Source organism: Streptomyces sp. E-08, from assembly GCF_049913095.1.
Classification (GTDB): Bacteria; Actinomycetota; Actinomycetes; order Streptomycetales; family Streptomycetaceae; genus Streptomyces.
On the sequence record NZ_CP183971.1, the window covers coordinates 1095883 to 1111463 of the forward strand.

14 protein-coding genes are annotated in these 15581 nt (G+C 74.6%); 6 read left to right on the top strand and 8 right to left on the bottom strand.

Annotated features, from left to right (window positions below; translation table 11 throughout):
• Nucleotides 1-56: 56 nt before the first annotated feature.
• Nucleotides 57-302, bottom strand: a complete 246-nt coding sequence (locus ACN9MM_RS05125) for a DUF5133 domain-containing protein (protein WP_426362505.1) — start codon at nucleotides 300-302, stop codon at nucleotides 57-59.
• A 143-nt stretch (nucleotides 303-445) separates the two neighbouring features.
• On the opposite strand from ACN9MM_RS05125, the gene ACN9MM_RS05130 reads away from it, so the two are divergent.
• Nucleotides 446-1483, top strand: coding sequence for an NAD-dependent epimerase/dehydratase family protein (locus tag ACN9MM_RS05130; RefSeq protein ID WP_426362506.1), 1038 nt, complete (start codon nucleotides 446-448; stop codon nucleotides 1481-1483).
• A 27-nt stretch (nucleotides 1484-1510) separates the two neighbouring features.
• Here the strand turns inward: ACN9MM_RS05130 and ACN9MM_RS05135 are convergent, their stop codons facing one another.
• Nucleotides 1511-2374, bottom strand: coding sequence for a glutathione S-transferase C-terminal domain-containing protein (locus ACN9MM_RS05135; RefSeq protein WP_426362507.1), 864 nt, complete (start codon nucleotides 2372-2374; stop codon nucleotides 1511-1513).
• A gap of 452 nt (nucleotides 2375-2826) precedes the next feature.
• Between ACN9MM_RS05135 and ACN9MM_RS05140 the strand changes: the two genes are divergently transcribed.
• The 4 genes from ACN9MM_RS05140 (at nucleotide 2827) to ACN9MM_RS05155 (ending at nucleotide 6724) form a co-directional block, all read left to right on the top strand.
• Complete coding sequence (locus ACN9MM_RS05140) at nucleotides 2827-3282, top strand: RrF2 family transcriptional regulator (protein ID WP_426362508.1); 456 nt, start codon at nucleotides 2827-2829, stop codon at nucleotides 3280-3282.
• Nucleotides 3283-3542: 260 nt separating this feature from the next.
• Nucleotides 3543-4904: an acyl-CoA dehydrogenase gene (locus ACN9MM_RS05145; RefSeq protein ID WP_426362509.1), complete on the top strand. Its 1362-nt coding sequence runs from the start codon at nucleotides 3543-3545 to the stop codon at nucleotides 4902-4904.
• 139 nt (nucleotides 4905-5043) lie between these two features.
• Entirely contained in the window at nucleotides 5044-5916 is an 873-nt protein-coding gene (locus ACN9MM_RS05150; RefSeq protein ID WP_426362510.1) for a universal stress protein, read from the top strand.
• A gap of 319 nt (nucleotides 5917-6235) precedes the next feature.
• Complete coding sequence (locus tag ACN9MM_RS05155) at nucleotides 6236-6724, top strand: CAP domain-containing protein (RefSeq protein ID WP_426362511.1); 489 nt, start codon at nucleotides 6236-6238, stop codon at nucleotides 6722-6724.
• Nucleotides 6725-6728: 4 nt separating this feature from the next.
• Here the strand turns inward: ACN9MM_RS05155 and ACN9MM_RS05160 are convergent, their stop codons facing one another.
• The 6 genes from ACN9MM_RS05160 to ACN9MM_RS05185 form a co-directional block, all read right to left on the bottom strand.
• Nucleotides 6729-8213, bottom strand: a complete 1485-nt coding sequence (locus ACN9MM_RS05160) for a sigma-70 family RNA polymerase sigma factor (RefSeq protein ID WP_426362512.1) — start codon at nucleotides 8211-8213, stop codon at nucleotides 6729-6731.
• Between the two features lie 86 nt (nucleotides 8214-8299).
• Entirely contained in the window at nucleotides 8300-8593 is a 294-nt protein-coding gene (locus ACN9MM_RS05165; RefSeq protein ID WP_382870892.1) for a hypothetical protein, read from the bottom strand.
• A gap of 118 nt (nucleotides 8594-8711) precedes the next feature.
• A complete protein-coding gene (locus ACN9MM_RS05170) occupies nucleotides 8712-10931 on the bottom strand; it encodes an NADP-dependent isocitrate dehydrogenase (RefSeq protein WP_426362513.1) in 2220 nt (739 codons plus the stop codon).
• Nucleotides 10932-10974: 43 nt separating this feature from the next.
• Nucleotides 10975-12051: a phosphatase PAP2 family protein gene (locus tag ACN9MM_RS05175; RefSeq protein WP_426362514.1), complete on the bottom strand. Its 1077-nt coding sequence runs from the start codon at nucleotides 12049-12051 to the stop codon at nucleotides 10975-10977.
• Nucleotides 12052-12238: 187 nt separating this feature from the next.
• Nucleotides 12239-12526 carry a hypothetical protein gene (locus tag ACN9MM_RS05180; protein WP_426362515.1) on the bottom strand — a complete coding sequence of 96 codons (288 nt, stop codon included), beginning with the start codon at nucleotides 12524-12526 and terminating at the stop codon, nucleotides 12239-12241.
• A gap of 46 nt (nucleotides 12527-12572) precedes the next feature.
• Nucleotides 12573-14408 (bottom strand): glycoside hydrolase family 15 protein, encoded by a 1836-nt coding sequence (locus ACN9MM_RS05185; protein ID WP_426362516.1) that lies wholly within the window; start codon nucleotides 14406-14408, stop codon nucleotides 12573-12575.
• Between the two features lie 218 nt (nucleotides 14409-14626).
• Between ACN9MM_RS05185 and ACN9MM_RS05190 the strand changes: the two genes are divergently transcribed.
• Nucleotides 14627-15421 (top strand): glycosyltransferase family 2 protein, encoded by a 795-nt coding sequence (locus tag ACN9MM_RS05190; protein ID WP_426362517.1) that lies wholly within the window; start codon nucleotides 14627-14629, stop codon nucleotides 15419-15421.
• Nucleotides 15422-15581: the final 160 nt, after the last annotated feature.

A 15581-nucleotide genomic window follows, 5' to 3' on the forward strand; every position in this document is an offset into this window, starting at 1 on the left:
GTCGGGGACGTCGCGTGCGGCGCGCGCGTCGAGCACGTGAGCGAAGGTCATGGCTGTCACGCTAGTGGCGGCACGACGGCCACGCTTCTCGATTCCTGATCTCCTCCCGATCTCACGTACCGCTCCGCGGCGAGGACGGCCGCGGCGGCGGTGCGCTCTCCCATCAGGACGCAGAGGGTGTACGCCGTGTCCTCGAAGCGTCGGCGGGCCGACAGGTCGCACGGCCTGTCCAGCACGGTCCGCTCCTGCGCGCGGAAGTGCCGGAGCAGCCGGTCGACGGTGTTCCTGTCGGGCAGCAGCATGGCCGTTCTCCTGTCTCCTCAGTCGCTCCATGTTCCCGGCCGTGGGCCACCCCCGCGAACCGTACGGCCACGGTGCGTGACCGTCCCGGCACGGTGCGGCCGCCGGAGTGCGGTTCCGCCGCCCATGGCGGAGGGTCGGAGACATGAACCCGAGCACGCTTTCGCGCGTCGTCGTCACGGGCGCCACCGGCAACGTGGGCACGAGCCTGGTCCGGGCGCTGGCCGGGGATCCGGGCGTGGGCTCGGTCCTCGGTCTCGCCCGTCGCCGGCCGGGGCTCGAACTTCCGGGGGTGGAGTGGGAGGAGCTGGACCTGTCCCGGGAGGGGGACGCGCCCCGGCTCGCGCAGTACGTGGCGGACGCGGACGCGGTGGTGCACCTGGCCTGGCGGTTCGGGCCGACCCACGACCCCGTGGAGACGTGGCGGACGAACGTCCTGGGCGCGGTCCGCGTCTTCGACGCGGTGGCGGCGGCGCGGGTGCCGGTCCTGGTGCACGCCTCGTCGGTGGGCGCTTACTCCCCCGGGCCCGAGGGCGGCGCGCCGGTGTCCGAGGCGTGGCCGACGCACGGCTGGCCGGGCGCCGCGTACACCCGGGAGAAGGCCTATCTGGAGCGGGTCCTCGACACCTTCGAGCGGGACCATCCGCAGACCCGGGTGGTCCGGATGCGTCCGGCGTTCCTCTTCAAGGAGGAGTCGGCGAGCGGGCAGCGGCGGATCTTCGCCGGGCGGTTCTTCCCCGGGCAGCTGGTGCGGCCCGATCTGCTGCCGCTGCTTCCGGAGTTCGACGGGCTGCGGTTCCAGGTCCTGCACACGAAGGACGCGGCGGACGCGTACCGGCGGGCGCTCCTGAGGGATGTGCGGGGCGCGTTCAACCTGGCGGCGGAGCCGGTGATCGACGGCGCGGTGCTGGGCGAGCTGCTGGGCGCCCGGCCGGTGAAGGTGCCCGCGGGCGCGGTACGGGGTGCGGTGGCGGCGGCCTGGCGACTGCGGCTCGCGGGGGCCTCCCCGGGACTGTTCGACGCGCTGCGGCACCTGCCCCTGCTCGCCACCGAGCGGGCCCGGCGGGAGCTGGGGTGGGAGCCGGAGGCGAGCTCGCTGGAGGCCCTGGAGGCGTTCCTGCGCGGGGTCCGCGCGGGGTCCGGCGACGACACGGGCCCCTTGGCGGGGCACCGCATCGGCTGACGTCCGGCGCGGGGGCCGCCGCGGGCGTCAGCGCCGGGCGGCGGACCAGTCGACGATCCGTATCGCGGCGCCCGCGGCCTCACGGCCCCGGCAGTGGGCGCGGTGGCGGCGCAGGAGGGCCTCGATGTCGAGGTGGCGGGCGAACTCGGGGCGGGCGGCGAGGCGCTGGGCGTAGGCCCACAGCGCGGGGTGTCCGGCGACCCGGTCCATGGCGGCGGCGTCGAGGTGCCAGCGGTGGACGGTGTCGAGCTGGACGAGGGTGGCCCAGACGTGCACGTCGGCGGCGGTCGGCGTGTCGCCGAGGACGTACGGCCGGTGGGCGAGGCGGCGTTCCAGGGAGCCGAGCGCGGCGAAGAGCACGGTGAGCGGGTCGTGGTGGGCCGCCTCGCCGTCGAGTCCGAGCTCGCCGGCGCGCTGGGCGGCCCGGTTGACGCTCCGCTCGCAGAGGTCGGCGACGGCGTCGACGGCGTCGCGGTGCTCCTCGGGCAGCAGGTCGGGGCCGTCGCCGCGGAAGCGCAGGGCGAGGTCGCGCAGGATGTCGGGGACGTGGGTGCTGACGATCCGTCCGGTCCATCCGTCGCTGAGCACGGGTGCTGCGGCCGGCCCGGCGTAGAGGTGGGCGCTCGCCTCGTACAGCGGCCGGAGCACGGCGTATCCGCCGTCGGGCGTGTCGGGGGTGCCGGGGAGGACGGTGAGCGGGAGCGTGTCGTCGAGTCCGAGCAGGCCGTGGGTGAGGGCGATGCTCAGACACCGGGGGTCGGACGGGTCGACGTGGAGGCGGTAGCGGTGCGGGACGGCGTAGTGGCCGCTGCTCGCGTCGCGGCCGATCCGGCCCCGGAAGACGGGCGCGGCGGAGGCGGGCAGGAGCGAGGACGGGACGACGACGGACATGCTTCTCCCTCGGGGGTGCTCGGTGCTGGGCCGGGCGGCGCGCGGGGCTCGGGTCACAACGGTGTGACGCGGGGGTCGCGCGGGGCGCGGAGGCAGCAGAGGTACGGGAAGAGGAGACGGGCGGACCGCGGCGGGCGCCCGGGGCCGGTCCTGCGGATCAGGCCTCGGCGGACGGGGGGACGCCCGGGCGGGAACGGCGACTCGCGGCGCTGCAGACCCGCAGCAGATCGATGTGCCGACGGGACGTGAGGGGCAGCGGGCGCGGGAGGGGCGCGGCGGTCGAGGTGTCCCTCCGGCCGGTGCGTCCCATGGTTTCCTACCTGTTCGCTCGGTTTTCCCGTCCATGAGTGTCCGGCCGGTCACGAGTGACGTCAAGGGTGCGGTACGGCTCGTCCCGCGCGCCACGGGCCGGGCGCGCGGATCCGGTCACGCCCGTGCGGAATAATGCGCGCATGCGCATTTCAGCCAGGGCCGACTACGCGGTGCGGGCCGCCCTCCAGCTCGCCGCAGCCCAGGACGCGGGGCCGCTGAAGGCGGAGGCCATCGCGGTGGACCAGGACATCTCGCACAAGTTCCTGGAGGGCATCCTCGGCGACATGCGCAAGGGCGGTCTGGTGCAGAGCCAGCGCGGCGGCAACGGCGGGTACTGGCTGGCGCGGCCGGCGGAGACGATCTCGGTCGCGGACGTCATCCGCTGCGTGGACGGCCCCCTGGTCTCGGTGCGCGGGGAGCGGCCGCCGGACCTGTCCTACACGGGTCCCGCGGAGTCGCTGCTCACGCTGTGGATCGCGCTGCGGGCGAGTGTCCGCGGTGTGCTCGGGGTGTCGCTCGCGGAGCTCGCGGCGGCGGAGCTCCCGGCGGGGATCGTCGCGCTCGCGGACGACCCGGAGGCGTGGACCAACCCATGACCGTTGGCCCGGAGGCATGGACCAACCCCTGACCGCGGACGACCCCGAAGCGCGGACCAACCCCTGACCGTTGACGACCCCGAAGCGCGGACCAGCCCCTGACCGTGGAGGTCAACCCGCCGTCACCTGCGCGGACCTGACGCCGTCTCGCCGACCGGTACGTCCTTGTCCAGCCCGTGGACGCCCCTTGGGTCCTGGCCATCGCCTCTGCCAGTATCCCTACTATTCCAGTGGGGATACTAGGGATCAGGTGAGGTGACGTGAGTACGCCGAGGAGATCGCCGCGGAGACCAGCGATACGCACCGCCTCCGCACCGCCCGGCCGGCGCGCGGACCGGCCCGTCGACCGGCCCGCGGACGACGAGATCTGGCCCCGTGTCACCCGTGAGCTCGCCGACGACCTCGCCGTCGACGCCCTCGCCAGGGACCGGGCAGGGAAGGCTCCCTTCGACGAGGTCGCCCGGCTCCAGGAGGCCGGACTGCCCGCCCTCCTCACGGCACCGGGGGCGAGCCGGCGGGGCGCGGACTGGCGGGCCGCCAGCGCGGTCGTGCGGGAGATCTCCGCCGCCGACAGCTCGGTCGGCGAACTCCTCGCCCACCACTACGCGCTGTCCTGGAGCAGCCGCTTCTTCGGCCCCGCGCACGACACCGGCGACACGCGCTCCCCCGGCGCACTCCCCCTCGACGTGTGTACGGCGGAGGAGCGCTGGCTGCTCGCCGGCGGCGTCGAACCGCCGCGCGCCGAGTCCGAGCCCGGCCTGGTGCTCACCCCCGCCGACGGCCCCGGCGGCGGCTGGATCCTCGACGGGCGCCGCACCTTCGCCTCCGGGGTGACGGTCGCCGACCGGCTCGTCGTCGGCGCGCGCCCCGGCGGCACCGGAGATCTGCTGGTGGTCCTCGTGGACCCGGCCCACCCGGGGGTGTTCACGGACGCCGGTACGGACCGGGTCGGCCAGCGACTGGCCGGGGCCGGCACCGTCACCTTCGACCACGTCCCGGTGGAGCCCGGGCACGTCCTCGGAGCCCTCCCGCACGACGAGCACGCCGTCGCGCCGTTCGCCACCCTCGCACCGCTCGCCCTGCGGCTGCTCCTCGTCCAGGTCGGGCTCGGCATCGCCGAGGGCGCGCTCGCGGAGGCCCGCGACATCAGCCGCGCCGGGCAGGCGGGACCCGTTCCCGGCGACCGCGTCGGGGGCCCGTCGGCCGCGGACGGCACCGCGCCGGCCGGAGCGGGCGACGACCCGTACCTCCTCCTCGCGTACGGGGAGCTGGCGACCGCCGCACACGCCGCCGCCGCGGTGGTGGAGCGGGCCACGGACGCCCTCGCCCGGGGGCTGCTCGCCGAGTGGGAGCTCGGCCTGGAGGAACGGGCCGACATCGCCGTCCTGGTGGCGGCGGCCGAGACCGTCACCGGCCGGGCGGCCGTCCACATCACCACCCGCATCCTCGAACTCGTCGACGGCACGACGGGCGCCGACGCCCGGCGCGGCGGGCCGGGCTTCGACCGCTTCTGGCGCAACGCCCGCGCGCTGACCGCCCCGACCCAGGCGGCCCACCGGCTCCGGGACATCGGGGACCACTACCTCAACGGCACGCACGCCCGGCTCACCCTGCTGGCCTGAGCGCCCTCGGGGGAAAGGGACGGACGGTCCGGCATGTCGGGACGTCCGGCCCTCTCCCCGGCCTGCCGATGGGCCCAAGCTGGAGGGAGGAGGGCCGGCCGCCCGGCGGGCCCGTCACCGCACCGACGGAGGCAGCCTGATGAGTCGTGAGATCGTCGCAGGAGTGGACGGTTCTCCGGAGAGCCTCGCCGCGGCCGACTGGGCCGCCCGCGAGACCCTGCGCCGGGGCCTCCCGCTACGGCTCGCGCACGCGTGGCGCTGGGAACCGCTGGACCTCCCCCTGGTCCAGGACCCCGATGAGCAGCAGCGCACGGCGTACGCCGTGCTGCGCGCGGCCGAGGCCACGATCGCCGAGCGCCATCCCGGGCTCGCGCTCACGGCCGAGGTGCTGCCCGACACGCCGGTCGCCGCGCTGCTCGGCACCGAGGAGCGGGCGGAGATGCTCGTCATCGGCTCGCGCGGCCACGGCGCCGTCACGGGCTTCCTGCTCGGCTCGTACGGGCAGCAGATCATCGCCGGCGCCACCCGCCCCGTCGTCGCCGTGCGGTCCCGCGACGGCGAGCAGGCCGAACCACCCGCGGGGTACGTGCTCGTCGGCCAGCACGGCAGCCCGGAGGACAGCGCGGCGGCGCTCGGATTCGCCTTCGGGACGGCCGCCGCGCGCGGGGCGACGGTGCGGGCCGTGCGCGCGTGGAGCCTGCCGCCGCTCTTCGCGTACAGTCCGGCCTCGATGCGGCTCGCGGACGAGGCCGGCGGGCTCGTCCCGTACGAGGAGAAGGCGCTGCGCGAGGCGCTGGCCCCCTGGCGCGAGCGGTACCCCGACGTGCCGGTCGCCGAGCACGTCGAGCTGGGCAGCGCGGGCCAGGTGCTGCTGTCGGTCTCGGGCGGCGCGCAGCTCCTGGTGGTCGGTCGGCGGGCCCGGCGCGGGGCGGTCGGGCCGCGGATCGGTTCCGTCGCGCACGCGGCGCTGCACCTCGCGCCGTGTCCGGTGGCGGTAATCCCGCAGGGCTGAAACGCTCGGACATGGGTTGACGCGCTGCGTTGACGAGGAGTGTCGGGGTGGCCGGGGCCGGAAAGTCTTACCGCCGTCGCCCCGGTGGCTCTCCCAGCGCCGGACCCGTCCGGCGACCTCGGCGAGAGAGCGGAGCTCCATGCGGCACCACGACCGTCCCGGCCACTCCGAAGACCCTGAACCCACCTCCCCCTTCGCGCGCCGCCGGCCCCCGGGCCCGGCGGGGCGCGCCGGCGGCCGGCACCGCAGAAAGGGTGGGGAAGGGCCGCGCCGGCCGTCCTTCCGTACCGCCGTCACCCTCGTCGGAGCCGCGGCCGGCGTGCTCACGGTCCTGACGGGGATGTACGTGGCCACGCCCGCGACCGGTACGACGGCCCTCGCGGCGGCCACCCCGCACCGGGCGCCGGCCGCCGCGGGGAGGGCCGCGCGGTACGTCCAGGACGTGGTGGAGCTCGCCAACGCCGAGCGGGAGAAGGCCGGTTGCGGCCCGCTGCGCTCCGAGGGGCATCTGCGGGCCGCCGCGCAGGGACACGCCGACGACATGGCGGCCCGCGACTACTACGAGCACCACAGCCCGGAGGGCCGGGACGCCGGCGACCGGATCAGCGGCGCCGGGTACACGTGGTCGACGTGGGGGGAGAACATCCACCGGGGACCGAAGACCCCGGAACGGGCCATGGCGGACTGGATGGACAGCCCGGGCCACCGGGCGAACATCCTCAACTGCTCGTTCAGGGACATCGGTGTGGGGGTGGACCTCGCCGCCAACGGGCCCTGGTGGGTGCAGGACTTCGGCGCCCGCCGCTGAGCGCTCAGGAGGCGGGGGCGGCCAGTTTCTGCACCCAGATCCTGCCGCCGGGACCGGGCGCCGTCGCCACGCCGGTGTCCCGGTACCGGCAGTCGAGCATGTTCTCCTCGTGCATCGACCCGTCCCGCCAGTCCTCCACCACGGTCTCCGGGTCGGCCGCGCCGCGCGCCAGGTTCTCGGCCCAGGCGCTCCAGTCGTACCCGGCGGCGGTGATCCGGGCGTCCGCGAAGTCGCCCTCGGGGCTGCTGTGGCCGTAGTAGCCGCGTGCGGCCATGTCCCGGGCGTAGCCCCGGGCCGCCGCGACCAGCCGGGGGTCGGTGCGCAGCGGGGCGCAGCCGGCCGCCGCGCGGAGCCTGTTGACGAGCGCGGTGACCCGCTCCCCCGGGTCGGGTACCGGTGTCGGGCGCGGGGTGCGCCGGGGCGTGGGGGTCGCTGTCGTCGGGGCGGGGGCGGCGACGGTGACCACCGGGCTCGGCGGGGTGGTGGCCGGTGCGGTCGTCACCGGGGGTGCGGCGACGGGCCGGCCCGGCCTGACGTGTGCCTCCGGCTCCGGCGGTACGAGGAGGGCGACCGCGCCGAGGACGGCGACGGCCGCGACCCCGGCGGCGGAGGCGCGCCGCATCGGGGTCCACCGGCCGGCCGCGCCGGTCCCGCCGGGCTGCGGGGTGGTGTGGGCGGCGAACTCCATCGCCGGCCGGTCGGCGACCGAGGCCGCGACCGTCAGGGGCGGGACGAGGCCGATGCCGACGAGGAGGCCCTCGACGGGGGCGAGGCCCCGGCGGCCCGCCGCGCGGGAGGTGCAGTCGGCGCAGGTCCGCAGATGGCGGGCGATGCGCTTGCGCCAGAGCGGGGAGGGCCGGCCGTCCCAGGTCGCGACGGTCGCCGCGAGGTCCGGGCACGGCGGGAGCGCGTCGAGGGCGCGGACCACGGAGCGGCCGGTGTCCAGGCGTTCCTTCATCCGCTGGACGCGGACGGCGGCGTGCTGGGGCGTGACGCCGAGGCCCTCGGCGAGCTCGGCGCGGGTGAGTTCGCCCGCGGCCTCCAGCCACCACAGGGCGAGGAGCTCGGCGTCGTCCTCGTCGAGCCAGCGGGTCCCGCGGGCCACGTCGCGGCGCTGTCCGGAGAGGCCGAGGCGGAGGATGGTGAGGTCGGTGAAGTCGCCGGCCGGGTCCGCGAGGTCCGCGGCCCGGTCGAGGCCGGGCACGGGTGCCCGGCGGTGCTCGTGCCAGCGGCGCCGTATCCCGTTCATGGCGATGGCGACGAGCCAGGACCGGAAGCGGGACGGGTCGCGCAGGCCGGTGAGGCCGTCGAGGGCGCGGACCATCGTCTCCTGGACGATGTCGTCCGTGTCGGCGTGGCCGTCGAGGGCGCGCCCGACGATGTTCTGGACGAGCGGGAGGTGGTCGCGGACCAGCGTGTCCCTGGCATTCGCGTCACCCGCCCTGGCCGCCTCTACCAGGGCGGTGGTGCGTCGCTCGTCGCTGTCCATGGGTCTGCTCCCTCATCCCTGGTCCGAGTCCCCCGAAGGGGGAGACCCGCGGGCTTGGGAGGGATAACACTTTCTGCCGGACGCGGCTACACCGGTGGTGCCGCGGGCAGGATCGGGACCGTGGCCCCGTTCCCCTCCCGGACGGCGGCCACGACGGCGTCGTGCAGGTCGCGGCTCTCCTCCTCCGATCCGCACGGAACGGGACTGCCCGACATGGTGAACCAGTCGGATGCGCCGCTGTACTGCACGGCCACGCGTGCCTCGCGCTCGGCGAACGTCGTGTGCACGGTCAGATCGCCCGTGACGACGCCCGCCTCGTCGGTCAGCACCCCACCTCGCCCGGTGTAGACACCGGCGGTCGTCCAAGATGCCCAGCTCATCCATCCAGGTTCACACCCGGACGTGAGATGCGCCACCGACGGGACCGCCCCGGCCGGAGGGATTCCGGCCGGGGCGGTACGGGCCGCCCGCCGCTGCGGACGGGAGGCTCGCGCCGGATCAGGCGAGGGACGCGACGGCCTCGTTGAAGGTGGCGGACGGGCGCATCACGGCCGCGGCCTTGGCCGGGTCGGGCTGGTAGTAGCCGCCGATGTCGGCCGGGGAGCCCTGCACGGCGACGAGCTCGTCGACGATCTTCTGCTCGTTCGCGGTGAGGGTCTCCGCGAGCGGGGCGAAGGCCTTCGCCAGCTCCGCGTCCTCGGTCTGGGCGGCCAGCTCCTGGGCCCAGTAGAGGGCCAGGAAGAAGTGGCTTCCGCGGTTGTCGATACCACCGAGGCGACGGGTCGGCGACTTGTCCTCGTTGAGGAAGGTGCCGGTGGCGCGGTCGAGGGTGTCGGCGAGGACCTGGGCGCGGTGGTTGCCCGTGGTGGTCGCGAGGTGCTCGAAGGAGGCGGCCAGGGCGAAGAACTCGCCGAGGCTGTCCCAGCGGAGGTAGTTCTCCTTGACGAGCTGCTGGACGTGCTTCGGGGCGGAGCCGCCGGCGCCGGTCTCGAAGAGGCCGCCGCCCGCCATCAGCGGGACGACCGACAGCATCTTGGCGCTGGTGCCCAGCTCCAGGATCGGGAAGAGGTCCGTCAGGTAGTCGCGCAGGACGTTGCCGGTGACCGAGATGGTGTCCTCGCCGCGGCGGATGCGCTCCAGCGAGAACTTCGTGGCCTCGACCGGGGACAGGATCTTGATGTCCAGGCCCTCGGTGTCGTGCTCCGGCAGGTACTGCTTCACCTTGGCGATGAGCTGCGCGTCGTGGGCGCGGTTCTCGTCCAGCCAGAAGACGGCCGGGGCGCCGGTGGCGCGGGCGCGGGTGACGGCGAGCTTGACCCAGTCCTGGATGGGCAGGTCCTTGGTCTGGCAGGCGCGGAAGATGTCGCCCTCGGCGACCTCCTGCTCCAGGACGACGTTGCCCTCGGAGTCGACCAGACGGACGGTGCCGGCCTCGGCGATCTCGAAGGTCTTGTCGTGGGAGCCGTACTCCTCGGCCTTCTGCGCCATGAGGCCGACGTTCGGGACGGAGCCCATGGTCGACGGGTCGAAGGCGCCGTGGGCGCGGCAGTCCTCGATGACGGCCTGGTACACGCCGGAGTAGCTGTGGTCCGGGAGGACCGCGAGGGTGTCGGCCTCCTGGCCGTCCGGGCCCCACATGTGGCCGGAGGTGCGGATCATGGCCGGCATCGAGGCGTCGACGATGACGTCGGACGGCACGTGCAGGTTGGTGATGCCCTTGTCGGAGTCGACCATCGCCAGGGCGGGGCCCTCGGCGAGCTCGGCGTCGAAGGAGGCCTTGATCTCGGCGCCGTTCGGGAGCGCGTCCAGGCCGCCGAGGACGGTGCCGAGGCCGTCGTTCGGGGAGAGGCCGGCGGCGGCGAGCGCCTCGCCGTACGCGGCGAAGGTCTTCGGGAAGAAGGCGCGCACGACGTGGCCGAAGACGATCGGGTCGGAGACCTTCATCATCGTGGCCTTGAGGTGCACGGAGAAGAGCACGTCCTCGGCCTTGGCGCGGGCGACCTGCTCGCCGAGGAAGGTCCGCAGGGCGGCGGCGCGCATGACGGCGGCGTCGAGGACCTCGCCGGCGATGACCTTGAGCGGCTCACGGAGCTCGCTGACGGTGCCGTCGGCGGCGGTGAACTCGAAGCGGAGGGTGTCGTCCTTCGTGGCGACGGCGGACTTCTCCGTGGAGGCGAAGTCGTTCTCGCCCATCGTGGCGACGTTGGTCTTGGACTCGGAGGACCAGGCGCCCATGCGGTGCGGGTGGGTCTTGGCGTAGTTCTTGACCGAGCCCGGCGCGCGGCGGTCGGAGTTGCCCTCGCGCAGGACCGGGTTGACGGCCGAGCCCTTGATCTTGTCGTAACGGGCGCGGACGTCCTTGTCCTGCTCCGTCTTCGGGTCGTCCGGGTAGTCCGGGAGGGCGTAGCCCTGCGCCTGGAGCTCGGCGACCGCGGCCTTGAGCTGCGGGATCGACGCCGAGACGTTCGGCAGCTTGATGATGTTGGCGCCGGGCGTCTTGGCCAGGGCGCCGAGCTCGGAGAGGGCGTCGGCGATGCGCTGGCCCTCCTCCAGGAACTCGGGGAAGACGGCGATGATGCGGCCCGCGAGGGAGATGTCACGCGTCTCGACCGTGACTCCGGCCTGCGAGGCATACGCCTGGATCACGGGCAGGAACGAGTACGTCGCCAGGGCAGGCGCCTCGTCAGTGTGGGTGTAGATGATGGTCGAGTCAGTCACCGGGTGCTCCGCTCCACGTCTGCGTATGCGAGATTGCTCGACATCAAGATATCTCGTGATCGCGGTCCTCCGTAAAGGGCCCCACGAGGTCGCCGTCGTGCGGGACGCCCGCGGCCTCGACGAAGGGCCCTCCGAGCCGGTACGCGGCAGGGGGGCCGTCCACGTCGACGCGGCGGAGCAGGGCGAGCAGGGTCAGTCCCGCGGCGGCGGCCACACCCGCGGCGAGGGCCTGGCCGCAGCGGTGGGCGAGCCGGAGCTGGACCGGGTCGTACGGGGCGGCGGCGGGCAGCGCGAGGGTGTCGCCGAGCAGCCAGAGCCCGGCGCCGAGGCCGGCCAGGGCGAGAAGGGCGAGCGGGACGGTCGCGGGCAGGCCGGGCAGGGCGGGCCCGCGCCGCCGCGGGCCCGGGCGGACCCTGCCCTTGCGGGCGATGACGGCGAGGAGGCCGGAGGTCACGGCGAGGACGACGAGGGCGGCGGCGATGACGTCGCCGGGCCGGTGCTGCCCGGTCGCGATGGTGTACGCGCCGACGGCGGCGGCCCAGAGGGTGGCGGCGCCGACGACGAGGGCCCGGGAGCGGTAGGGGACGACGAGGACCAGGCCCAGGGCGATGCCGAGGGCGAGGGTGGTCTGGACGCTGGGGAAGCCGCTCGGGACGAGGGCGCCGGCGGTGTCGACGGTCCGGGGGCGGGGGGCGTACCACTGGAGGAGCCCGGTGACGGCGAGGGCGGTGACGACCCCTCCGGCGGCGGCGCCGGTGAGGACGTACCGCTTGCGTATCAGACCGACGGCGACGAGGGCGACGCAGCCGAGGACGAGGGAGAGGGTGGTGGCCCCGGCGAGGGAGGGGTGCTCGCGGAGCACCGTGACGGCGGCGGGGTCGGCGCGGCGGCCGGTCACGGCGGCGTCGCCCCAGCGGCGGCCGGTCGCGGTGAGCACGAGTCCCGCGTAGACGACCGTGAGGAGAAGGACGGCCCCGAGGCAGGCACGGCGGGTCCGGGTGCGGACCCGTGTGCTGAACGAGCCGGCGGCCTCGCCGGCCACGGCGGCGTACCACCAGGTGTCAGCGTTCTTCGGCGGCCTCGGGGAGCCGCCGGTGCGGAGCCTGTCGTAGGAAGCCATGCCCCGATTCGAACCCACGCGCGGCCGTGGCGCCCGCTGGACGCACCCGAACGACACGCCGCCGGGCGGGAACCGGGCGGGCGGGGCCGGCGTCCGCCCCCGCGAGCGCACGGATCCTCCGGGGGGGGAGACGCTTCTCATGCCGCTGCCGCGCGAGATCGGCGTCCGAGGCAGGGCGTGGTCCGCGCTAGCGCGGCGGGCGCTGGGACAGGGTCAGGACGCTCAGTCCGAGGAAGAGGAAGCCCAGGCCGATCCCCTGCACCGTGGAGCGCGCGCCGCGGTCGTCGAGGAGCGCCGTGGACGCCTGGAGCGCCAGCATGGTCGCCAGCGCCACCTGCGCCCAGCCGAAGAGCCGGGGGCGGTAGACCCACCCCCGCTGCAAGGGCATCACCCAGCCGGTGCGGAGCGTGGCCACCCCGCCGGCCAGCACCAGTGCCGCGAGCACGACGCTCGGGATCGCGATATACCAGGACACGGTCCACCCCCCCGTCTCTCCGGCCCCACGCCGGAGGACACGGTGATCATGCCACGGCGAGGGGGCGCGCGCGGTCGTGGCGGCGGGTGCCGTACAGGGTGAACGCCGTGTTCACCAGGGCGACATGACTGAGCGCCTGGGGCATGTTGCCAAGCTGGCGGCCGGCCACCGGGTCCCATTCCTCGGCGAGGAGCCCGACGTCGTTGCGGACGTCGAGGAGCCGCTCGAAGACGGTCCGGGCCTCGTCGGCGCGGCCGGTCATGGCGAGCGCGTCGGCGTACCAGAAGGTGCAGGCGACGAAGGTCCCCTCGGTGCCACCGAGGTCGTCGAGCTCGTGGGTGCCGCCGTCCATGACGTCGCCGTACCGGCGCAGGAAGCCGTGGTCGTCGAGCCGCCCCATCGCCCGGACGGTGCCGAGCACGCGCGGGTCGGCGGCCGGGAGGAAGCCGAGCCGGGGGATCAGCAGGGCGGTGGCGTCGACCTGCCGGCTGCCGTAGTACTGGGTGAACGAGCCCTGCTCCTCGCTCCATCCCCGGGTGCAGATCTCAGCGTGCAGTTCTGCGCGGAGTGCCTGCCAGCGCGCGAGGGAGCCGCGCAGCCCGGCGACGCGGGCGAGGCGGACGGCGCGGTCGGCGGCGACCCAGGCCATGACCTTGGAGTGGACGAAGTGGCGGCGCGGGCCCCGGACTTCCCAGATTCCCTCGTCGGGCTCCTGCCAGCGCTCGCCGAGGTACTCCAGGAGCGAGGCCACCAGGGTCCAGGCCGCGGGGTCGAGGGAGACTCCGGCGCGCACGGCCGAGTAGACGGTGCTGAGCACCTCGCCGTAGACGTCGAGCTGGAACTGGCCGAAGGCCGCGTTGCCGAATCTGACGGGCCGTGAGTTCTCGTAGCCGGGCAGCCAGTCGGCGTTCGTCTCGGCGAGTCGGCGCTGGCCCTCGACCCCGTACAGCGGCTGGAGGTCGGCGGGGTCGCCCGCGACGGCGCGCAGCAGCCAGTCGGTCCAGGCCAGCGCCTCCCTGCGGTATCCGCCGCGGAGCAGGCAGGAGAGGGTGAAGGTGGAGTCGCGCAGCCAGCAGAAGCGGTAGTCCCAGTTGCGGCGGCCGCCGATGGACTCGGGCAGGGAGGCGGTGGCGGCGGCGACGATGCCGCCCGTGGGGGCGTAGGTGAGGGCCTTGAGGGTGAGCAGGGAGCGGATCACGGCCTCGCGCGCGGGCCCCTCGTAGCGGAGGGCCGCGGCCCAGTCGGTCCAGAAGGCGAGGGTGCGGCCGAGGGCGGCGGCGACGTCCACGAGGGACGCGGGCGCGGGGGCGGAGGCGTGTGAGGGGCGCCAGCCGAGGACGAACGCGACCTTCCGGCCGGCCGTGACGGTGAACTCGCATCTCGTGCGTTCCCGGGTGACGTCCAGTTCGACGCCGGGCCCGCAGGAGAGGTGGGCGGCGTCGGGTCCGGCGACGGAGACGACGGTGCGCCGGTCCGTCGAGCGGGTCCAGGGCACGATGCTGCCGTGGTGGAAGCGGACCCTCAACTCGCTCCGTACGGCGACCCGTCCGGCGATCCCCTCCACGACCCGCACGATCCTCGCGGCGCCTTCCCCCTGGCAGCGCGGCGGCATGAAGTCGGTGACCCGGACGGTTCCGGACAGGGTCTCCCAGACGGTGTCGAGGACGAGGGTGTCGCCGCGGTAACTCCTGCGCGTGCAGCGGCCGTTGCCGACAGGGGCGAGGATCCAGCGGCCGTTGCCGGGATCCCCGAGGAGGGCCGCGAGGCAGGCGGGCGAGTCGAAGCGCGGCGCGCACCACCAGTCGACGGACCCGTCGGTCCCGACGAGCGCGGCGGTCTCGAGGTCACCGACGAGGGCGTAGTCCTCAATTCGCCCTGCCATGACCGGATTGTATTCCCCTCGCGGGCCGCGCGCAGAATTGATCTGACGGCAGACGGAAATGACCGGACGGCAGGTCGGATCATTCCTCCGCGGAAGTCCGCATATTCTTCCTCTGTCCTTGACGGGGTCCCCCCGGCGCAGGATTCTGAAGAACGCGGGCCGGTCGCCCGAGCGGCCGGACGGACGACGAGGGCCGTACCGATGAGTAGCGATTCCCGATGAGCAGCGATTCGCATCCCCTGCGCCGGTCGACCGACCGGACGCCGCTCCCCGGCACCCGGACGGTGACCCTCGTCCTCACCGTCCGCCCCGGTGACGCCCACCCGGGAGCCGCGCTCGACCGGCTCCTGGACCAGGTGCCGTCGAGCGTGCGCGAGGTCGTGCTGATCGGCGGGCGGGCCGGACGGAGCGCCGCGCGGGAGGGGATGGACGTGCGGCCGCTCGGGGACTGGGACTCCACGCGGGGCGACATCCCGCACGCGGCCCTGCTCGCGGCGACCGGGGACCTGGTCGTTCTCATGAACGCCGACGGGAGCATGTCGCCGCACGAGATCCCGCATTACCTGCATTACCTGGAAAGCGGTTACGACTTCGTGAAGGGCTCGCGTTTCATCGCGGGCGGCGATTACGCCGACTATCCGCTCTCGCGGCGTCTGGGGCACCGCGCGCTGCTGCGGGTCGCCCGCCGCCTCTACGGTCAGCACCTCACGGACCTCTGGTACGGATTCTGTGCGTTCCGGCGGCCCTTCGTCGACCTCCTGGACCTGCGCGAGGACGGTGTCGAGCTCGGGGCCGAACTCGTCACGCACGCGCTCCACTACGGGCTGCGCGTCGCCGAGGTGCCGAGCCTCGAACGGCCGCGCCGTCACGTGGGCCGGCACGGCCCGCCGCATCCCCGTACGTTCCGCGACGGCGCCCGGATCCTCGGCACCCTCCTCGACGAGCGGCCGCACAACGCTCTGTCACGTTTGGCGCACGGCCCGTTCCGCGGCTCCCGCGACCCCTCCGGTTGACGAACCGGGCCGGAGGATGCTACGGCTTAGAGAAGCAACATTTCAGGACAAACCAGACCCTGAGCGCACACCCTCGGCAGGGTCGGTTGACGGAGAGGCTCGTCGTGACCTCACATCCCCTCAGCCGAACTCCGGTGGCACCCGTTCCGCACCCGCTGCG

Excerpts from the sequence above, each read along its gene's own strand:
- ACN9MM_RS05125 (WP_426362505.1), bottom strand. The coding sequence starts at position 302 with ATGCTGCTGCCCGACAGGAACACCGTCGACCGGCTGCTCCGGCACTTC.
- ACN9MM_RS05130 (WP_426362506.1), top strand. The coding sequence starts at position 446 with ATGAACCCGAGCACGCTTTCGCGCGTCGTCGTCACGGGCGCCACCGGC.
- ACN9MM_RS05135 (WP_426362507.1), bottom strand. The coding sequence starts at position 2,374 with ATGTCCGTCGTCGTCCCGTCCTCGCTCCTGCCCGCCTCCGCCGCGCCC.
- ACN9MM_RS05140 (WP_426362508.1), top strand. The coding sequence starts at position 2,827 with ATGCGCATTTCAGCCAGGGCCGACTACGCGGTGCGGGCCGCCCTCCAG.
- ACN9MM_RS05150 (WP_426362510.1), top strand. The coding sequence starts at position 5,044 with ATGAGTCGTGAGATCGTCGCAGGAGTGGACGGTTCTCCGGAGAGCCTC.
- ACN9MM_RS05160 (WP_426362512.1), bottom strand. The coding sequence starts at position 8,213 with ATGGACAGCGACGAGCGACGCACCACCGCCCTGGTAGAGGCGGCCAGG.
- ACN9MM_RS05165 (WP_382870892.1), bottom strand. The coding sequence starts at position 8,593 with ATGAGCTGGGCATCTTGGACGACCGCCGGTGTCTACACCGGGCGAGGT.
- ACN9MM_RS05175 (WP_426362514.1), bottom strand. The coding sequence starts at position 12,051 with ATGGCTTCCTACGACAGGCTCCGCACCGGCGGCTCCCCGAGGCCGCCG.
- ACN9MM_RS05185 (WP_426362516.1), bottom strand. The coding sequence starts at position 14,408 with ATGGCAGGGCGAATTGAGGACTACGCCCTCGTCGGTGACCTCGAGACC.
- ACN9MM_RS05190 (WP_426362517.1), top strand. The coding sequence starts at position 14,627 with ATGAGCAGCGATTCGCATCCCCTGCGCCGGTCGACCGACCGGACGCCG.